The sequence below is a fragment of the Patulibacter brassicae genome, from assembly GCF_033949425.1.
In the GTDB taxonomy this organism is placed as follows: Bacteria; Actinomycetota; Thermoleophilia; order Solirubrobacterales; family Solirubrobacteraceae; genus Patulibacter; species Patulibacter brassicae.
In genome coordinates, this window is sequence record NZ_JAXAVX010000011.1 from 40,039 (window position 1) to 55,118 (window position 15,080).

At 76.0% G+C, this 15,080-nt stretch carries 19 protein-coding genes; 8 read left to right on the top strand and 11 right to left on the bottom strand.

The features are described 5' to 3' along the window. The first annotated feature begins 114 nt into the window (after positions 1–114). A complete protein-coding gene (locus SK069_RS16225; RefSeq protein ID WP_319955294.1) occupies positions 115–1,347 on the top strand; it encodes a pyridoxal-phosphate dependent enzyme in 1,233 nt (410 codons plus the stop codon). Positions 1,348–1,363: 16 nt separating this feature from the next. On the opposite strand, the gene SK069_RS16230 is transcribed toward SK069_RS16225, so the two are convergent. Beyond that, a complete protein-coding gene (locus SK069_RS16230) occupies positions 1,364–2,182 on the bottom strand; it encodes a shikimate 5-dehydrogenase (RefSeq protein WP_319955295.1) in 819 nt (272 codons plus the stop codon). Between the two features lie 90 nt (positions 2,183–2,272). Further along, on the bottom strand, positions 2,273–2,680 hold the full coding sequence (locus tag SK069_RS16235) for a translation initiation factor (protein ID WP_319955296.1): 408 nt from the start codon (positions 2,678–2,680) through the stop codon (positions 2,273–2,275). A gap of 56 nt (positions 2,681–2,736) precedes the next feature. Between SK069_RS16235 and SK069_RS16240 the strand changes: the two genes are divergently transcribed. Continuing rightward, the gene (locus SK069_RS16240) at positions 2,737–3,111 is read left to right on the top strand and encodes an FKBP-type peptidyl-prolyl cis-trans isomerase (protein ID WP_319955297.1); all 375 of its coding nucleotides are present in this window, start codon (positions 2,737–2,739) and stop codon (positions 3,109–3,111) included. Between the two features lie 24 nt (positions 3,112–3,135). Here SK069_RS16240 and SK069_RS16245 read toward each other — a convergent pair whose 3' ends face one another. Together SK069_RS16245 and SK069_RS16250 are read right to left on the bottom strand one after the other, a co-directional pair. Then, complete coding sequence (locus tag SK069_RS16245) at positions 3,136–3,699, bottom strand: dihydrofolate reductase family protein (RefSeq protein ID WP_319955298.1); 564 nt, start codon at positions 3,697–3,699, stop codon at positions 3,136–3,138. Positions 3,700–3,721: 22 nt separating this feature from the next. After that, positions 3,722–4,561, bottom strand: coding sequence for a gamma-glutamyl-gamma-aminobutyrate hydrolase family protein (locus SK069_RS16250; RefSeq protein ID WP_319955299.1), 840 nt, complete (start codon positions 4,559–4,561; stop codon positions 3,722–3,724). Positions 4,562–4,829: 268 nt separating this feature from the next. Here SK069_RS16250 and SK069_RS16255 point away from each other — a divergent pair, with 268 nt between their 5' ends. After that, the gene (locus tag SK069_RS16255; RefSeq protein ID WP_319955300.1) at positions 4,830–6,041 is read left to right on the top strand and encodes an acyl-CoA dehydrogenase family protein; all 1,212 of its coding nucleotides are present in this window, start codon (positions 4,830–4,832) and stop codon (positions 6,039–6,041) included. A gap of 184 nt (positions 6,042–6,225) precedes the next feature. Further along, positions 6,226–6,936, top strand: a complete 711-nt coding sequence (locus SK069_RS16260; RefSeq protein ID WP_319955301.1) for a PhzF family phenazine biosynthesis protein — start codon at positions 6,226–6,228, stop codon at positions 6,934–6,936. 52 nt (positions 6,937–6,988) lie between these two features. Here SK069_RS16260 and SK069_RS16265 read toward each other — a convergent pair whose 3' ends face one another. After that, on the bottom strand, positions 6,989–7,309 hold the full coding sequence (locus SK069_RS16265) for a YbjQ family protein (RefSeq protein ID WP_319955302.1): 321 nt from the start codon (positions 7,307–7,309) through the stop codon (positions 6,989–6,991). Between the two features lie 114 nt (positions 7,310–7,423). On the opposite strand from SK069_RS16265, the gene SK069_RS16270 reads away from it, so the two are divergent. Continuing rightward, positions 7,424–8,266: an ABC transporter ATP-binding protein gene (locus tag SK069_RS16270; protein ID WP_319955303.1), complete on the top strand. Its 843-nt coding sequence runs from the start codon at positions 7,424–7,426 to the stop codon at positions 8,264–8,266. Next, positions 8,259–8,840 (top strand): TetR/AcrR family transcriptional regulator, encoded by a 582-nt coding sequence (locus SK069_RS16275; RefSeq protein WP_319955304.1) that lies wholly within the window; start codon positions 8,259–8,261, stop codon positions 8,838–8,840. The genes SK069_RS16270 and SK069_RS16275 overlap by 8 nt, the downstream gene beginning before the upstream one ends. Positions 8,841–8,956: 116 nt before the next feature. On the opposite strand, the gene SK069_RS16280 is transcribed toward SK069_RS16275, so the two are convergent. Beyond that, entirely contained in the window at positions 8,957–9,394 is a 438-nt protein-coding gene (locus SK069_RS16280) for a thiol-disulfide oxidoreductase DCC family protein (protein WP_319955305.1), read from the bottom strand. A gap of 38 nt (positions 9,395–9,432) precedes the next feature. Then, complete coding sequence (locus tag SK069_RS16285) at positions 9,433–10,323, bottom strand: Fpg/Nei family DNA glycosylase (RefSeq protein WP_319955306.1); 891 nt, start codon at positions 10,321–10,323, stop codon at positions 9,433–9,435. An 86-nt stretch (positions 10,324–10,409) separates the two neighbouring features. Between SK069_RS16285 and SK069_RS16290 the strand changes: the two genes are divergently transcribed. Then, a complete protein-coding gene (locus SK069_RS16290; RefSeq protein ID WP_319955307.1) occupies positions 10,410–10,784 on the top strand; it encodes a hypothetical protein in 375 nt (124 codons plus the stop codon). 99 nt (positions 10,785–10,883) lie between these two features. Further along, on the top strand, positions 10,884–11,678 hold the full coding sequence (locus SK069_RS16295) for an SDR family NAD(P)-dependent oxidoreductase (RefSeq protein WP_319955308.1): 795 nt from the start codon (positions 10,884–10,886) through the stop codon (positions 11,676–11,678). 35 nt (positions 11,679–11,713) lie between these two features. Here the strand turns inward: SK069_RS16295 and SK069_RS16300 are convergent, their stop codons facing one another. The 4 genes from SK069_RS16300 to SK069_RS16315 all read right to left on the bottom strand — a co-directional run bounded on the left by SK069_RS16300 (position 11,714) and on the right by SK069_RS16315 (position 15,069). Beyond that, a complete protein-coding gene (locus tag SK069_RS16300) occupies positions 11,714–12,133 on the bottom strand; it encodes a hypothetical protein (RefSeq protein WP_319955309.1) in 420 nt (139 codons plus the stop codon). Between the two features lie 149 nt (positions 12,134–12,282). Next, the gene (locus tag SK069_RS16305; RefSeq protein WP_319955310.1) at positions 12,283–13,227 is read right to left on the bottom strand and encodes an HpcH/HpaI aldolase/citrate lyase family protein; all 945 of its coding nucleotides are present in this window, start codon (positions 13,225–13,227) and stop codon (positions 12,283–12,285) included. A 107-nt stretch (positions 13,228–13,334) separates the two neighbouring features. Continuing rightward, entirely contained in the window at positions 13,335–13,652 is a 318-nt protein-coding gene (locus tag SK069_RS16310; protein ID WP_319955311.1) for a hypothetical protein, read from the bottom strand. 157 nt (positions 13,653–13,809) lie between these two features. Next, a complete protein-coding gene (locus tag SK069_RS16315; RefSeq protein ID WP_319955312.1) occupies positions 13,810–15,069 on the bottom strand; it encodes a hypothetical protein in 1,260 nt (419 codons plus the stop codon). Positions 15,070–15,080 lie beyond the last annotated feature (11 nt).

Consider the following 15,080-nt stretch of genomic DNA (forward strand, 5'->3'; position numbering starts at 1 on the left):
GACCGGGGCCTCGACGAGGCCGCCTCGTCGGCGCTCGGGAGCGGGCGCCGCGACGATCGGCGCGGGATCCGCGGGCGCGGGGCGTAGGGTGGGACCCGCCCCTCCGGAGGACCCGTGACCGATCCCCGTCCGCTCCACGCCGCCGACGCGGATCCGTTCGCGCTCGTCGACGACGCACGCCGCGCACGCGCCCGGGAGGCGGTTCGCGGCGTCGCGCGCCGGACGCCGACGCTCGACTCCCGCCGCCTCGGCGAGCGCTACGGCGGCCGCGTGGTGCTGAAGGCGGAGAACCTCCAGCGGACCGGGTCGTTCAAGCTGCGCGGCGCCCTGGCGCGGCTCGCCGCGCTCGGGTCCGACGCCGAGCGCGGCGTGGTCGCGGGCAGCGCCGGCAACCACGCGCAGGCGGTCGCGTACGCCGCCCGGGCCCGCGGCGTGCCGTGCACGGTGGTCATGCCGATCTCGGCTCCGGTGGCGAAGGTCGACGGCTGCGCCGAGCTGGGCGCGACGGTCGAGCGGGTCGGCGATCACGTCCTCGAGGCGGTCGCGCGCGCCCGGGAGCTCGCCGACGAGCGGGGCCTGGCGTTCGTGCACCCGTTCGACGATCCCGACATCGTGGCCGGGCAGGCGACGGTCGGCGACGAGCTGCTCGAGCAGGTCCCCGACCTCGCGCAGGTGCTCGTGCCGGTCGGCGGCGGTGGGCTCGTCAGCGGCGTGGCGCTCGCGCTGCGGCGGGCGCGGCCGGAGGTCCGGATCGTCGGGGTGCAGGCCGCGAGCCACGCGTCGCTCGTCGGGGGCGGCCAGGGCGCGAGCTGGGCGCCGACGATCGCCGACGGCATCGCGGTGAAGCGGCCTGGCGAGCTGACGAGCAGGATCGTGGAGGGCCTGGTGGACGACGTCGTGGCGGTCGAGGAGGACGAGATCGCCGAGGCGATGATCACGACGCTCGAGCACGTGAAGCTCCTCGTCGAGGGCGCCGGCGCGGTGGCCACGGCCGCGCTGGAGACCGGCCGCGTCGAGGTCGTCGACGGCGCGACCGTCCTGCTGCTCTCCGGGGGCAACGTCGACCCGGGGCTCGTCGCCGCGGTCGCGCGCCGGCACGAGACGACGGTCGGCCGGCGGCTGGCGCTCACGGCCGTCGTCGACGACCGGCCCGGCGCCCTCGCGCGGCTGCTGACGACGGTCGGCGAGGCGGGCGCGAACCTCCTCGAGGTCGACCACGTCCGCGACGGCGTCCCGCTGCACGTGCGCCAGACGGCGGTGCGGCTCGTCGTCGAGACGCGCGGACGCGCGCACGCCGACGCGGTGCGCGACGCCCTCGCCGTGGCGGGCTACCCGCTGCGCGACTGACGCGGCCCGGCCTGGCTCAGGTCGGACGCGAGATCGCGGAGGCCCGCGCGACCTGCTCGTCGCTCGGCCGCACGCCGGTGTAGCGGGCGAACTGCTCGGCGGCCTGCAGCGCGATGACCCGGTCGCCGGTGATCGTCGTCGCGCCCGCCGCCCGCGCCGCGCGCACGAGCGGCGTCTCTGGCGGCACGGCGACGACGTCGAGCACGACCCGGACGGTCGCGAGCGCCGCCTCGGGGACCGGCAGGTCGTCGGCCTCCCGGGCGCCGGCCATGCCGACCGGCGTCGCGTTCAGCAGCAGGCCGGGCCGGTGATCGCCGAGCGCCGCCGCCCAGCGCGCGCCGTAGCGCTCGGCGAGCGCCGGCCCGCTGGTCGGATTGCGCGCCACGACCGTCACGTCCGCGAAGCCCCCGTCGCGCAGCGCGGCGACCGCGGCCTTCGCCATCCCGCCGCTGCCGAGGACGACCGCGGGCTGGTCCCGATCGACCTCGCGCAGCAGCTCGACGAGCGCGAGGTAGTCGGTGTTCGACGCCACGAGGCGGCCGCCGTCGTTGACGATCGTGTTCACCGCGCCGATCGCCGCCGCGGAGGCCTCGAGCTCGTCGACGAGCGGGATCACCGCCTCCTTGAACGGCATCGAGACGCCGCAGCCGCGGATCCCGAGCCCGCGGATCCCGGCGATCGCGGCGGGCAGGTCGTCGGTCGTGAAGGCCTTGTAGGCGAAGTCGAGGCCGAGCTCGCCGTAGAGGTGGTTGTGGAACCGGGTGCCGACGTTGCTCGGCCGGCCCGACAGCGAGATGCAGAGGGTCGTGTCCTTCGTCAGCTCGCGGGCCGTCATGGGCGGGACGATACGGGCGAGGACCGGCCGCGCGGGGGAGGCGCCGCGCCGCGGGGACCGGCCGGGCGGCGGGACCCGTCGTGCGGGCGGTCAGCCGCCGGCCAGGACGGCGTCGATGCCCTCGGCCTCGAGGACCGCCATCACCGTCTCGCGGTGGTCGCCCTGCAGCTCGATGACGCCGTCCTTCGCCGAGCCGCCGACCCCGCAGCGCTTCTTCAGCCGGCCGGCGAGCGCGCGGATCGCGTCGTCGTCGAGCGGGAGCTCGGAGACCGTCGTCACGCCCTTGCCGCGCCGGCCGGCGACCTCGCGGCGGACCTTCGCGCGGCCCGAGCCCGTCGCGGGGCGTCGCGAACCCGCGCTCCCGCGCGCCGCGTCCCGGCCGCGTCCGCGACCACCGCCGCCGCGCGGTCCCGGCGCGTCGCCGCCCGAGCCGCCGCGGCCACGGCGGCGATCGCCACCGTCGCTCGACCAGACCAGCTCGTCGTCGTGCCCGGGCATGGACGCCACGCTACCTCGGGCGGGTCGGCCCCGGCCGACCGGTAGCGTCGCGGGCCATGAGCGAGAAGCCGACCGTCGAGATCCCCGCGGACACCGCGCCGTCCTACCAGCTCGAGCTCGACGACCTCGTCGTCGGCGATGGCGACGAGGCGGCGAAGGGGCAGATCGTCGAGGTCCACTACGTCGGGGTCGCCTGGTCCACGGGCGACCAGTTCGACGCGTCCTGGGATCGCGGGCAGACCTTCAAGTTCCCGCTCGGCCGCGGGCAGGTCATCCAGGGCTGGGACGAGGGCGTCGCCGGGATGAAGGTCGGCGGCCGCCGTCGGATCACGATCCCGCCGATGCTCGGCTACGGCAAGCGCGGCGTGCCGGGCGTCATCCCGCCCGACGAGACGCTCGTCTTCGTCGTCGACCTCCTCGGCGTCCGCTAGGCGGCGCGGGCGACCGCCCGGCGCTCAGCGCCGGGTGGCGTACCGCGTCAGGAGCACGCCGTCGGGGAACGCCCGGGTCTCCACGAGCTCGAGCTCCTGCCAGCGCGGCAGCGCCGGGAAGCACGGCGCGCCGCTGCCCAGGAGCACCGGGTGGGTGACGATGGCGTACTCGTCGACGAGCCCGGCGCGCATCGCCGCGGCGGCGAGCGTCGCGCCGGCGATGTCCATCGGTCCGCCGTCCTGCGCCTTCAGCCGCACGATCTCGGCCACGGCGTCGCCGGTGACCAGGCGGGCGTCGCCGCCGAGCGCGCCGAGCGTCGAGGAGAACACGACCTTCGGCATGGCGCGCCAGCGGCGGGCGTAAGCGACGTGCGCGGGCGACGCCCCGGGCTGCTCGTCGGCCGTCGTCCAGTGCCCGCTCATCGCCTCCCACAGCCGGCGCCCGTAGAGGGCGAGCCCCGTTGCCGCCACGCGATCGGACCACCACGCGAAGAGCTCGTCGCTCGGCACGCTCCAGCCGAGGTCGTCCCCGGGCGCCGCGACGTAGCCGTCGAGGCTGACGTTCATCCCGAACGTCAGCCGGCGCACGCCGTCGTCTCCCGCGCATCGGTCATGGTCGTGGTGACGGTCGCGACTCGGCGGACTCATCGGTCCGCTCGCTCGAGGTCCGGTCCCCGCCCGCCGGACGCTGCGGCGGCGCCGCCCGGGCGGCCGCGACGAGGGCGGCGAAGAGCGTCGTGGCCGGGTCGCCCTCGGGGTGCCACTGGACGCCGAGGCAGAAGCGCCGGTCGGGGCGCTCGATCGCCTCGATCACCCCGTCGTCGAGCGAGCGTCCCGTCACGATCCACCCGTCGCCGGCCTCGGCGACCGCCTGGTGGTGGTGCGAGCGCACGGTCGTGCGGGTCGCGTCCTCGCACGCCCGAGCGGCGAGCGAGCCGGGGACGAGCTCGACGGGGTGGGCGTTGCGCTCGTCGAGCGTCCCGGCGTGCCGGCGGTGGCGCTCCGGGTCCGCGTCGCCGCGAGCGGCGAGGAAGTCGGGCAGGTGCTGGTGCAGCGTCCCGCCGGCGGCGACCGCCGCGATCTGCACGCCGCGGCAGATCGCCAGCAGCGGGAGGTCGCGGTCGATCGCGTCGCGCGTCAGCGCCCGCTCGAAGGCGTCGCGCTCCGGCTGCGCCGGGCCCGTCGCGGGATCGCGGGGCGCGCCGTACGTGGCGGGGTCGAGGTCCGCGCCTCCCGTCAGGACGAGGGCGTCGAGGTCGTCGAGAGCCGCCGCCGGATCCTCGTCGGGCACGAGCAGGACCGGCCGGCCGCCGGCCCGGCGGACGGCGCTCACGTAGTCCAGCGGCAGCAGCGCGGTCGGCTGCTCCCACGCCCCGTAGCGGGCCGTCTCGATCGCGGCGGTCAGGCCGATCCGGGGCCGGGAGGCGCGGAGGGCGGCGGGGGCGACCACGCGACCATCGTCCCACGCGGGCGGCGCCGGGCCGAGGTCGCGCGGTGCCCGCCCGCCGTGCGGGGTGGCGTCCCGGTCGCGCGCGACGGGTGGCCACGAGCGTGACGGCGTGTCAACGCCAGGTGCCGGCGGGCGGCGGGGATTGGACCACCCGGTCGGGCGGGTACCGAATGGCGGGCCGGGCTATCCTGCTGGGCCTCCCTTCGCGTCCCGGCGGCCGCGTGCCGCCGTGGGGACGCGTCGTCCATCCCCGACCGGAGCGTCGACCATGGCCACCGCCTTCTCCGCCGAGCCCACCGATCCAGAGGTCCGCGAGGAGATCGTCTCGCTCGTCCGGCAGTTCACGGACGAGCAGGTCATCCCGCAGGCCGAGCACTACGACGCCACGGACACGTGGCCGGAGCCGATCGTCGAGGGCCTGAAGGAGCTCGGCCTGTTCGGCGTCACGCTGCCGGAGGAGTACGGCGGTCTCGGCCTCGACCTCCAGACCTACGCGCGGATCGCCGAGGAGCTCGCCCGCGGCTGGATCTCGATCCCGGGCATCATCAACACGCACTTCATCGGCGCGTACCTGCTGATGAAGTTCGGCACCGAGGAGCAGAAGCAGAAGTACCTGCCCCAGATGGCGACGGGCGAGCTGCGCGCCGCGTTCTCGCTGTCGGAGCCGCACTGCGGCTCGGACGTCCAGGCGATCAAGACCGCCGCGACGAAGCTCGACGACGGCCGCTACGAGATCAACGGCCAGAAGCTGTGGGTCACCAACGGCCTCATGAGCGGCCTCGTCTTCGTCCTCGTCGTCACCGACCCGACGGCGTCGCCGAAGTACAAGGGCATGACGTGCTTCATCTGCGAGAAGGAGCCGGGCGTCGAGGTCAACACGGGCGACTACGCCGGCTTCGAGGTCCCGCCGAAGATCAAGAAGATGGGCTACAAGGGCGTCGAGTCCACGGAGCTCGTCTTCAACGGCTACAAGCTCTCCGCGGACCAGATCCTCGGCGGCGAGGCCGGCCTGAACAACGGCTTCAAGCAGATGATGGACTCGCTCGAGGTCGGCCGGGTGAACGTCGCGGCGCGCGGCGTCGGCGTCGCGCAGCGCGCCTTCGAGCTCGCCGTCCGCTACGCCCAGGAGCGCGAGACGTTCGGCAAGCCGATCGCCCAGCACCAGCTCGTGCAGGAGAAGCTCGCCGACATGTACACCCGCGTCGAGGCGGCCCGGCTGCTGACCTACCGCGCCGCCGAGCTGAAGGACAAGGGCGAGCGCTCCGACACCGAGGCCGCGATGGCGAAGCTCGCCGCCTCCGAGGCGGGCCACAAGAACGCCGAGGAGTCGCTGCGGATCCACGGCGGCTTCGGGTTCTCGAAGGAGTACGAGATCGAGCGCATCTACCGCGACGCGCCGCTGCTGCTCATCGGCGAGGGCACCTCCGACATCCAGCGGATGGGCATCGCGAAGGGCCTGCTGAAGCGCTACGCGATCTGAGCGACGCGCGACCCGGCCGGTGGCCGGGCACGTCCGCGACGGGCGCTGGGGGTCGACCCTCCGGCGCCCGTCGTCGTTCCCGGGTCGGTGCGGGGCGAGGACGGCGCGGCGGTCCGGTCCCGCCCCGGGCGCGCCGCGCGACGGTTCTGCCCCGACGCGGGATCGCGGGCGGTAGCGTGAGGCGATGGCCGAGCCGACGCTCCACGTCCTGCGCGTCTTCACCGACGAGCGCGGCCAGCACGGCAACCCGCTCGGCGTCGTGCTCGACGGCGCGGCGATCCCCGAGCCCGAGCGCCGGCAGGCCGTCGCGGCCGAGCTCGGCTACGCGGAGACGGTCTTCGTCGACGACGCGGCCACGGCTCGCCTGCGGATCTACACCCCCTCCGTCGAGCTGCGGCTCGCCGGGCATCCCCTCGTCGGGACCTCCTGGCTGCTGCGCCGCGAGGGGATCCGCACCCGGACGCTGCGGCCGCCGGCGGGCGAGGTGCCCACCGGCGCCGACGCCGACGGCGCGTGGATCGAGGCCGATCCTGCCGATGCCCCGCCGTTCGTGCTCATCGAGCACGCCACCGCCGAGGACGTCGACGGCCTCGCCGTCCCGCGCGGGACCGACGTCCACCTCGACGCCTGGGCCTGGCAGGACGAGGACGCCGGGCTCGTGCGCTCGCGGGTCTTCGCCGACGGCGTCGGCGTCCCGGAGGACGAGGCGACCGGCGCCGCGGCGCTGCGCCTCGTCGCCGAGCTCGACCGCGCGGTGACGATCCGCCAGGGGCGGGGCTCGATCATCACCGGCGAGCCGGTCGCGGGGTCGCGGGTCCGGATCGCCGGTCGGGTCGTGCTCGACGAGGTGGTGCCGATCCGGCAGCGCGCGGGCACCGCGCTGGCGACGGCCTGACGCCGCGCGGTCGTCGGCGGTGCGGCCGGCGCCCTGCGTCGCCGGCTCTGGATCAGGCGGGCGCGATGCGCACGGCGGTGCCGTAGGCGCAGATCTCCGTGCCGGTCGAGGCGTACTCGTTCGCCTCGAACCGGAAGGCGAGGACCGCGTTGGCGCCCTTCGCCGCGGCCTCCTCCGAGAGGCGCTCGAGCGCCTCCTGGCGGCTGTCGTGGAGCATCTTCGTGATGCCCTTCAGCTCCCCGCCGACGAGCGACTTGAAGCCGGCGCCGATGTTCGAGCCGACGTTGCGGGAGCGAACGGTGAGGCCGAAGACCTCGCCGAGGACCTCCTCCACGCGGTGGCCGGGGACGTCGTTCGTCGTCACGATGAGCATGCGGCGGACCCTACGGCTCCCCGGCACGGCGTCGGTGAGGATCGCATGAGGAGGGACGGCGCTCCGCAGTGACGTTCGCGTCACTCGATGTGACATGGATGTACCATCGCCGGCATGGCTCCCGACGCCCTGCGCCTGCGCGACGTGCTCGTGCGCCGCCACGGCCGCGACGGCCGGCCGTTGCTGCTCCTCGACGGGATCGACTGGACGGTCGCGCCGGGCGAGCAGTGGGTGGTGCTCGGCCCCAACGGCGCGGGCAAGAGCACGCTGCTGCGGCTCGCCGGCGGCGGGATGCAGCCGACGAGCGGACGCGTCGAGGTCCTCGGCGCGCGCGTCGGCGGCGTGGACCTGCGCGACCTCCGCGAGCGGATCGGCCTCGTGGACGCGGCGACCGCCCGCGCGCTGCGACCGTCGCTCAGCGGCCACGAGGTCGTGCTGACCGGGATCTTCGGCAGCATCGCCCTGCAGCCGCGCCGGCTGCGCCCCGAGCACGACGAGCACGTTCGGGCCGCGCTGGCCCTCGTCGGCGCCGAGCCGCTGGCGATCCGCCGCTACGAGGACTGCTCGCAGGGCGAGCGCCAGCGCCTGCTCCTCGCCCGGGCGCTCGTCGGCCGGGGAGGCACGGGCCCGGAGCTGCTGCTGCTCGACGAGCCGGCGGCCGGGCTGGACCTGCCCTCGCGCGAGCGCCTCGTCGGCGCGCTCGCGGCCAGTGCCGCGGCGCGCCCCGACCTGCCGACGGTGACCGTGACGCACCACCTCGAGGAGATCCCGCCGACGACGACCCACGCGCTCCTGCTGCGCGGCGGGCGGATCGTCGCCGCCGGTCCGGTGGGCGAGGTGCTGCGCTCCGAGCCGGTCGGCGCGTGCTTCGGCCTGCCGGTCGCGGTCGACCGCACGGACGGCCGGTGGCGGGCGCACGTCGCCGTCGACGCCTGGCATCTGACGGACCATGCCTGACGCCGTCCTGGACGAGGAGCGCCTGCGGCGGCTGCGCGACGCGCTCGGCGACCGTCCGTGGCACGCGGTCACCGTCGCGGAGCTCGCGACGGCGGCGGGCCTGTCGCGGATGACGCTGCACCGCCGCGGCATCGGCAAGGACGAGCTGCTGCGGCAGCTCGCCGGCCTGCTGGAGCGCGAGTACCGGGAGGCGCTCCTGCCCGCGCTCGTGGCGCGGGCCGACGGTCGCACGCGCCTGCGGATGGCGCTGACGGCGGTCTGCGAGGTCGACGAGCGGTCGCTCGGCGTGCTCCACGCGCTCGGCGAGGGCCTGGAGGAGGTCTTCCACGACCCGGGCGACGGCCCGGTCCTCACGCGCGCGACGTTCACCGACGGCCTGCGCCGGATCCTCGAGGACGGCGTGGTCGACGGCACGCTGCGGACGGAGGACCCCCTCGCGTCGGCGACGCTGCTCTTCAACGCCACCGGCTGGACCTATCGGCACCTGCGGCTCGGGCACCGCTGGCCGGCCGAGCGCGCGCGCACGTCCGTCGTCGACCTGGTCGTCGACGGCGTCGCCGCGCCTGGTGGCTGACGGGCGGCCTCCTCGCCGGTGGCCGGCCACGAGGCCGCCGCCGAGCTCCCCGCCGCGGTCGTCGCGCTGCGCCGGGTCCGTCGGCCGTGCGGCGCCGGCGGGACGCGGTCGGGCGGCTACCAGCGGCCGCGCTCGGGGTGGCCCTGCGTGCGCAGCGCCCGCGAGATCGCCGTGCGATGGCCGGCCATCCACCGGTAGGCGCGGTCCGTGGGTCCCGGCAGCCGCCGGGCCACCCAGGCGGCGGGCGCCGCACCGGGCAGGCGCTCCAGCACGGCGCGCAGGGCGTCGCCGGCGGACTCGCGCCGGCCGTCGGGGTGCACGACGTGCCAGCTCGCCAGCCGCTGCTCCTCCGGCAGGTCGGCGAGCAGGCCGTCGGCGTGGCGCTGGATGAGGTCGTCGGTCAGCCGCCGTCCGCGGTCCCAGCGGCGCAGCAGGTCGCGGCCGCTGAGGCAGAAGCCGCAGTTCGCGTCGAAGAGGACGAGCAGGCGGTCTCCGCGGCCGGGCGGGTCGCCGGGGCGCGGGGCGGGGGCGGGCGTCGGCGCGTCGTGCGACACGCCCCGGAGCCTCGCAGGTCGCGCGGTGCCCGAGCCGGCTAGGGCCAGGCCTGCTCCTCCGAGCACCACCAGGTCGTGCGGCCGCCGACGGTCGCCCGGACCATCGCCGCGCCGCAGCGCGGGCAGTGCTCGCCCTTGCGGCGGTAGGGGATGACGTCGCCGAGGTGCACGCCGCCGCGGGCGATCGCCTCGCGCGTGCAGGCGACCGTCGTCGCGTGCAGGTCGGCGAGCTCGGCGGGGGAGACGTCCTCGGCGGGGCGCAGCGGGGGCTGCGCGGCCTGCCAGAGCAGCTCGTCGCAGAGGAGGTTGCCGATCCCGGCGATCGTCGCCTGGTCCATGAGCCGGGCCTTCAGCGGCAGCGCCCCGCGGCCCACGCGCTCGGCGAACGTCGCGGCGTCGATCGTGAGGGCGTCGGGGCCGAGCTTCGAGAGGTCCGGGTCCAGGCGCACGCGGGCCAGCCGGCGCTTGTCGAACAGGAGGAGGCGCGAGCCGTCGTCGAGATCCAGCGCGAACCGCGTCCAGCTCGTCTCGCCCGGCAGCTCGGTGAGCGCCGCCCGCGCGGCGTCGGCCGAGCCGGTGCGCACCGGCATCGACCAGGCGGTGCGCTCGGCGGCGCTCAGCGGATCGCCCGCCGCCTCGGCCGCGCCGTCGCCGTCGGGTCCCGCGCCCTCCGGGGCGAGACCCACGAGGCGCCCGGCCATCCCGAGGTGCAGCCCGAGCCGATGGTCGTCGTCGAGCTCGAGCCAGAGCGACTTGCCGATCCGCCCGACGCCGGTGACCGTGCGCCCGCGGACGGCCTCGGCGATCTCGCCCGGCGGGTGCGGCCGGCAGACCCACTCGTCGGCGTCCTCGACGTCGACGATCTCCCGCCCGACCGCCCAGCGCTCCGCCAGGGCGCGGGCGGACTCGACCTCGGGCAGCTCGGGCACCCGCCGGAGGCTACGCGAGGCGCGAACCCGGCCCGCGCGCGCCCTGCCACGGCCGGGCCGGGTACCCGCACGGGTAGGGTGCCGTCATGTCGAATCTCGATTCCCGGACGGCGGTCGAGCGCGCGATCACGCACCTGCTCGCGCAGGTCCCCGCGCTGAAGCCGCTGAAGCTCGTCGCGCTCGCCGAGGTCCACGGCGGACGCGACGTACAGCTCATCCGGGTCGAGATGCCGGGCCCGAAGGTCACGAAGGAGCTCGCGCCGGACGCCCGGGTGACGCTCGAGATCCGTCGCGACGTCCTGAACGACCTGCTCGAGGCGGACGTCAAGACGTGGATCCGCGCCTGGAACACCGGCCGGTTCAAGGCCCATGGCGTCGACCAGTACCTGAAGCTCATCGGCCAGGTCGTCGCGAAGACGGCGGCCAAGGGCGAGGGCCAGCGCGCGAAGTACTCGCACTGATCGGGCGCGCGACGCCGGTTCCGCCGAGGACCCCCTCCCGGGGAGGCAGGGCGGAACCCGCGTCCCCGCGGCACGCCCGACCGGCGGTAGGGTCGCGCCATGAGCCTTCCCGATCCGCGGCCCGATGGCGCCGCCCTGGTCACCGGCGCCTCGTCCGGCATCGGCATCGACCTCTCGCGCGAGCTCGCGCGCCGCGGACACGGCCTGATCCTCGTCGCGCGGCGGGTCGAGCGGCTGGAGGAGGTCGCCGCGGAGCTGCGCGAGGAGTTCGGGATCCGGGTCGACGTCCTGCCCGCCGACCTCTCCGAGCGCGACGGGCGCGTCGACCTGCTCGAGCGGATCGCGGGCCTCGGGCTGGAGGTCGACGTCCTGCTGAACAACGCCGGCTACGGCCTCTCCGGGCGCTTCATCGAGCTCGAGGCGGAGCGTCAGGAGCAGATGGTCCGGCTGAACGTCGAGGCCGTCCACCACCTCGCGCGCGCCGTGCTGCCCGGCATGGTCGAGCGCGGCGCCGGCGCGGTCCTGCTGCTCGGCTCGATCGCCGCCTTCCAGCCGCTCGTGGGCATGAGCGACTACGCGGCCACCAAGGCGTTCGTCCTCGCCCTCGGCGAGGCGCTGCACGAGGAGGTCGGCTCGAAGGGCGTGACCGTCACGACGCTCTGCCCCGGACCGGTGAAGACCGAGTTCTGGGAGGTCGCCGGCGGGGCCAAGGGCGCCAGCGCGATCCCGGTGATGTGGCAGACGAGCGACAAGGTCGCCCGCGAGGCCGTCGAGGGCCTCGAGAAGGGGCAGCGCGTCGTCGTCCCGGGCGTCCCGGTGAAGGCCGCCGCGCTCGGCGGCCGCTGGACGCCGCGCTCGGTGCTCCTGCCGCTGCTGAAGCGCACCGGGATGTAGGACGCGCCCCCGGCGGCGCGCACCGACGCCGGGGCTCAGCGGAGGAGCGCCGGGGGTCGCGCGTCGGCGAGGGGCGGCTCGTCGACGCGCGCGCACGCGTCCGGGCGCGTGCCGCCGACGGGCGACCGCAGCTCGCGCTCGAGGCTGCGCCGCAGCGCGTGGGCGAGAGCGTCGACCTCGGTCGGGCTCGCGGGTCGTCCGCGGCGGGTGCCGGCGACGAAGGCGTCCCACGTGTCGGCGAACTCCAGCCGGGTCACGCGCGCGCCATGACGGTGCGCCGCGAGCATCGGGCAGATGCCGCCACGTCCGTCCACGTACGCGCCGGCGATGATCCGCTCGTTCCGGAGTCCGTCGAGCATCGCGATCCGGACGCGGACTGGAAGGCGCGCGACGACCCACGCGAGCTCCGACTCGTCCGCGGCGTCGAGGGTGAGGTACCGCTTGAAGAGCTGCATGAGCGCCCCATCCGGGGGACTCCTCCTTCGGGAGCGGAGACGATCCGTCCCGAGGGCTACCCGCGCCCCGCGGCGCGAAACGCCCCGCCGCTGCGCGGGGCGGGGCGTCGCGTGCCGAACGTGGCTCGCCGCTCGTGCGGCGGCCTCGGTCAGGCGTCGTAGCCGGCCGCGCGACCCTGACCGGCGATGCGCTCGGCCATCTTGCGGTTGGCCTCGTCGACCATCTCGCCCTCGAAGATCGCCGCGCCGGAGCCGGCGGCGGTCGCCTCGTCGTAGGCGCGCAGCATCGCCTCGGCCTTCTCCCACGTCTCGCGCGTGGGGGTGAAGATCTCGTTCACGACCTCGATCTGCGCGGGGTGGATCGTCCACTTGCCGTCGAGGCCCAGGGCGCGGACGAGGCGCGTGCGCTCCCGCAGGCCGTCCTCGTCCTTGAACGCGGCGTAGGGGCCGTCGATCGCCTGGATACCGGCGGCGCGGGCGGCGACGACGAGCCGGGAGTACAGGTAGTTCAGGTGGTCGCCGGGGTAGCCCTCCGGCGCGCCGCCGATCTGGGTGATCGGGATGCCGATCGCGGCGGAGTAGTCGCCGGGGCCGAAGATGATCGTCTCCATCCGCTGCGACGCGGTGGTGATCGCCTCGACGTTCACGAGGCCCTTGGCGTCCTCGACCTGCGCCTCGATGCCGATGCGGCCGACCTCGAGGCCCTTCGCGAGCTCGATCTGCGTCAGGAGCTTGTCGGCGAGCGCGATGTCGCCGGCCTCCTGGACCTTCGGCAGCATGACCGCGTGGATCTTGTCGCCGACCTCCTCGACGACGTCGATGAGGTCGCGGTAGAAGAACGGCGTGTCGGTGCCGTTCACGCGGTAGACGACGGTCTTGCCCTCGGGGAACTCGAGCTCCCGCAGGGCGCGGATGACCTGACCGCGGGCGGACTCCTTCTCGCTCGGGGCGACGGAGTCCTCGAGGTCGAGGAACACCTGGTCGGCCGCGAGCGTCGGGGCCTTCGCGAGGAACTTCTCGCTCGATCCCGGCACGGAGTGGCAGGTGCGTCGCGGCCGCAGGGGGCGCGCGGGGGTGGATCCGTAGGCGCTCATCGCCGGGGATCCTGCCAGGCGACGGCGAGCGAGCGGGGCGCGGTGCCGGCGGACGGACCGGCGGGCGCGCGACGGCTCGGCGGAGCCGGACGGGGCGGTGGCCCCGCTCAGCAGGTCTCGACGGCGGCGCGCTCGATCGCGGCGCGCTCGCGGGCGGCGGCGGCGAGCTTCGCGCGGCCGGCGTTGGCGTAGGCGGCGGCGAGGCGGTCGTAGGCCTCGGCGAGCTGCCAGCGGGTGTCGTGCGGGCCGGTGGCGACGCGCGCGCACGGCAGGCCGCGGTAGCCGACGACGCGGCGCTCGTCGATCCGGACGTGAGTCTCGTCGAAGCGGACGAGCTCGGGGTGCTGCTCGAGGTCGCGGGCGAGCTGGACGAGATCCTGCGCGAGGCGGTGCTCGGCGGTCTCCAGCTTGGTGGTCGGGACCACCGGTGGGGCGGAAGGAGGCATCATGCGCCTGAAGTCGGCGTCCGGACGTTCCCGGCCGTGCGACGGCGCCCTCCCTCAACGGACGTTGGACTCCTGATCGAACGCGCGTTGAGGCGCGGGTGGACACCGGAACCAGCCCGGGGCGCCCGCGCCCGCCTCACGGAGCGCCGGCGGTGCCCGGTCGTCCCACGCGCCGCCCGTCCCGGGAGGCGCGCCACAGCCGCGTGGCGGGGTTCCCGCCGCCGAGATACACGCCCCACGTGTCGCGGCTCGTGGGGAAGACCGGGTCGCGCGGCGACCAGACGACGTAGTCGACGCGGGCGACGACGTCGCCGGTGACGCGCGCGTCCACCTTCCGGATCGCGCGCGCCGGCGCGTCCGCGTCGAGTCGCGTGATCGGGGAGCCGATGCGGCGGGTCGTCTCGCCCGTGCCGGACCGCCGGACGCCGAGGGCGGCGTCGACGGTCAGGCGCTGCTCGCGCCATCCGCGCCGGGTCGTCAGCGCGACCTCGGTCGGGCGCACCACGGCGCTCGTGACGAGCGAGCCGGGCCGCAGCCGGGAGCGGGCGGCGGCGAGCGCCCGGCGCAGGTTGGCTCCGCGCAGCAGCGACGCGCCCTCCAGGCCGGCGGGCTGGACCACGGGACCGTCCTGCCCGGGCGCGGGGGCCGGGGCGCCGTCGCCGCGCACGACGTGCCGGCCGTCCAGGTCGCTCGACCACCGGCGGGTCTCCGACGCCGTTCCGGGGACGTCCTCCTGGTAGGCGTACCAGCCGGCGTCCTCGCCCTCGCTCGGGACGTCGAGGACGAGGTAGTCCAGGCCCGCGGTGCTCGACGGGCCGATGCCGCGCCCGACGGCGGCGACGAGCCGCGGGACCGCGTCGGCGGGGATCGCCGCCGGCTCGATCGCGCCGCCGGTCGCGGTGGTCGTGGAGCCCTCCTCCGGGTCCTTGCCGTCGCGGAACGTCAGCGACCGCTCCCGGCCGACGCGGTCGGCGAGGCGGGCGACGGCGTACGCGTCGCGGATCGACAGCGAGCTGACGCGCTCGCCCGGCCGCGCGGCGTCGCGCAGCTGCGCGAGCATCCGCCGGCTCCCGGTCGCCGAGAGCAGCGAGTCGTCGTCGGGCGCCGACGCCTGCCCCGGACCTCCCGAGAACAGCGGGCGGTCGCTCCCGGGGTCGCTCTCGCGGACGAGGAAGAACGCTCCGATGCCGAGCAGGATCACGAGGTCGACGACGAGGAAGAGCGCGACGAGTCCCCCGCGCCGGCGCCGCGGGGGCCGGCCGCCGGGCGGGCGCGAGGGCCGTGGCCCGGACCCGGATGATCCGCCGTCGGTCGGCCCGCCGGTGGTGCCGGGGGCGCCGCCCCATCCGGCCGGGGCGCCCTTCTGCTTCCTGCCGAACGCGTCGTACTCGGACATCGCGCGCAAGC

Bases quoted from the DNA above. Each gene is read 5' to 3' on its own strand.
- SK069_RS16230 (WP_319955295.1), bottom strand. From the start codon at position 2,182: ATGACGGCCCGCGAGCTGACGAAGGACACGACCCTCTGCATCTCGCTG.
- SK069_RS16235 (WP_319955296.1), bottom strand. From the start codon at position 2,680: ATGCCCGGGCACGACGACGAGCTGGTCTGGTCGAGCGACGGTGGCGAT.
- SK069_RS16240 (WP_319955297.1), top strand. From the start codon at position 2,737: ATGAGCGAGAAGCCGACCGTCGAGATCCCCGCGGACACCGCGCCGTCC.
- SK069_RS16255 (WP_319955300.1), top strand. From the start codon at position 4,830: ATGGCCACCGCCTTCTCCGCCGAGCCCACCGATCCAGAGGTCCGCGAG.
- SK069_RS16260 (WP_319955301.1), top strand. From the start codon at position 6,226: ATGGCCGAGCCGACGCTCCACGTCCTGCGCGTCTTCACCGACGAGCGC.
- SK069_RS16265 (WP_319955302.1), bottom strand. From the start codon at position 7,309: ATGCTCATCGTGACGACGAACGACGTCCCCGGCCACCGCGTGGAGGAG.
- SK069_RS16270 (WP_319955303.1), top strand. From the start codon at position 7,424: ATGGCTCCCGACGCCCTGCGCCTGCGCGACGTGCTCGTGCGCCGCCAC.
- SK069_RS16275 (WP_319955304.1), top strand. From the start codon at position 8,259: ATGCCTGACGCCGTCCTGGACGAGGAGCGCCTGCGGCGGCTGCGCGAC.
- SK069_RS16290 (WP_319955307.1), top strand. From the start codon at position 10,410: ATGTCGAATCTCGATTCCCGGACGGCGGTCGAGCGCGCGATCACGCAC.
- SK069_RS16295 (WP_319955308.1), top strand. From the start codon at position 10,884: ATGAGCCTTCCCGATCCGCGGCCCGATGGCGCCGCCCTGGTCACCGGC.
- SK069_RS16300 (WP_319955309.1), bottom strand. From the start codon at position 12,133: ATGCAGCTCTTCAAGCGGTACCTCACCCTCGACGCCGCGGACGAGTCG.
- SK069_RS16305 (WP_319955310.1), bottom strand. From the start codon at position 13,227: ATGAGCGCCTACGGATCCACCCCCGCGCGCCCCCTGCGGCCGCGACGC.
- SK069_RS16315 (WP_319955312.1), bottom strand. From the start codon at position 15,069: ATGTCCGAGTACGACGCGTTCGGCAGGAAGCAGAAGGGCGCCCCGGCC.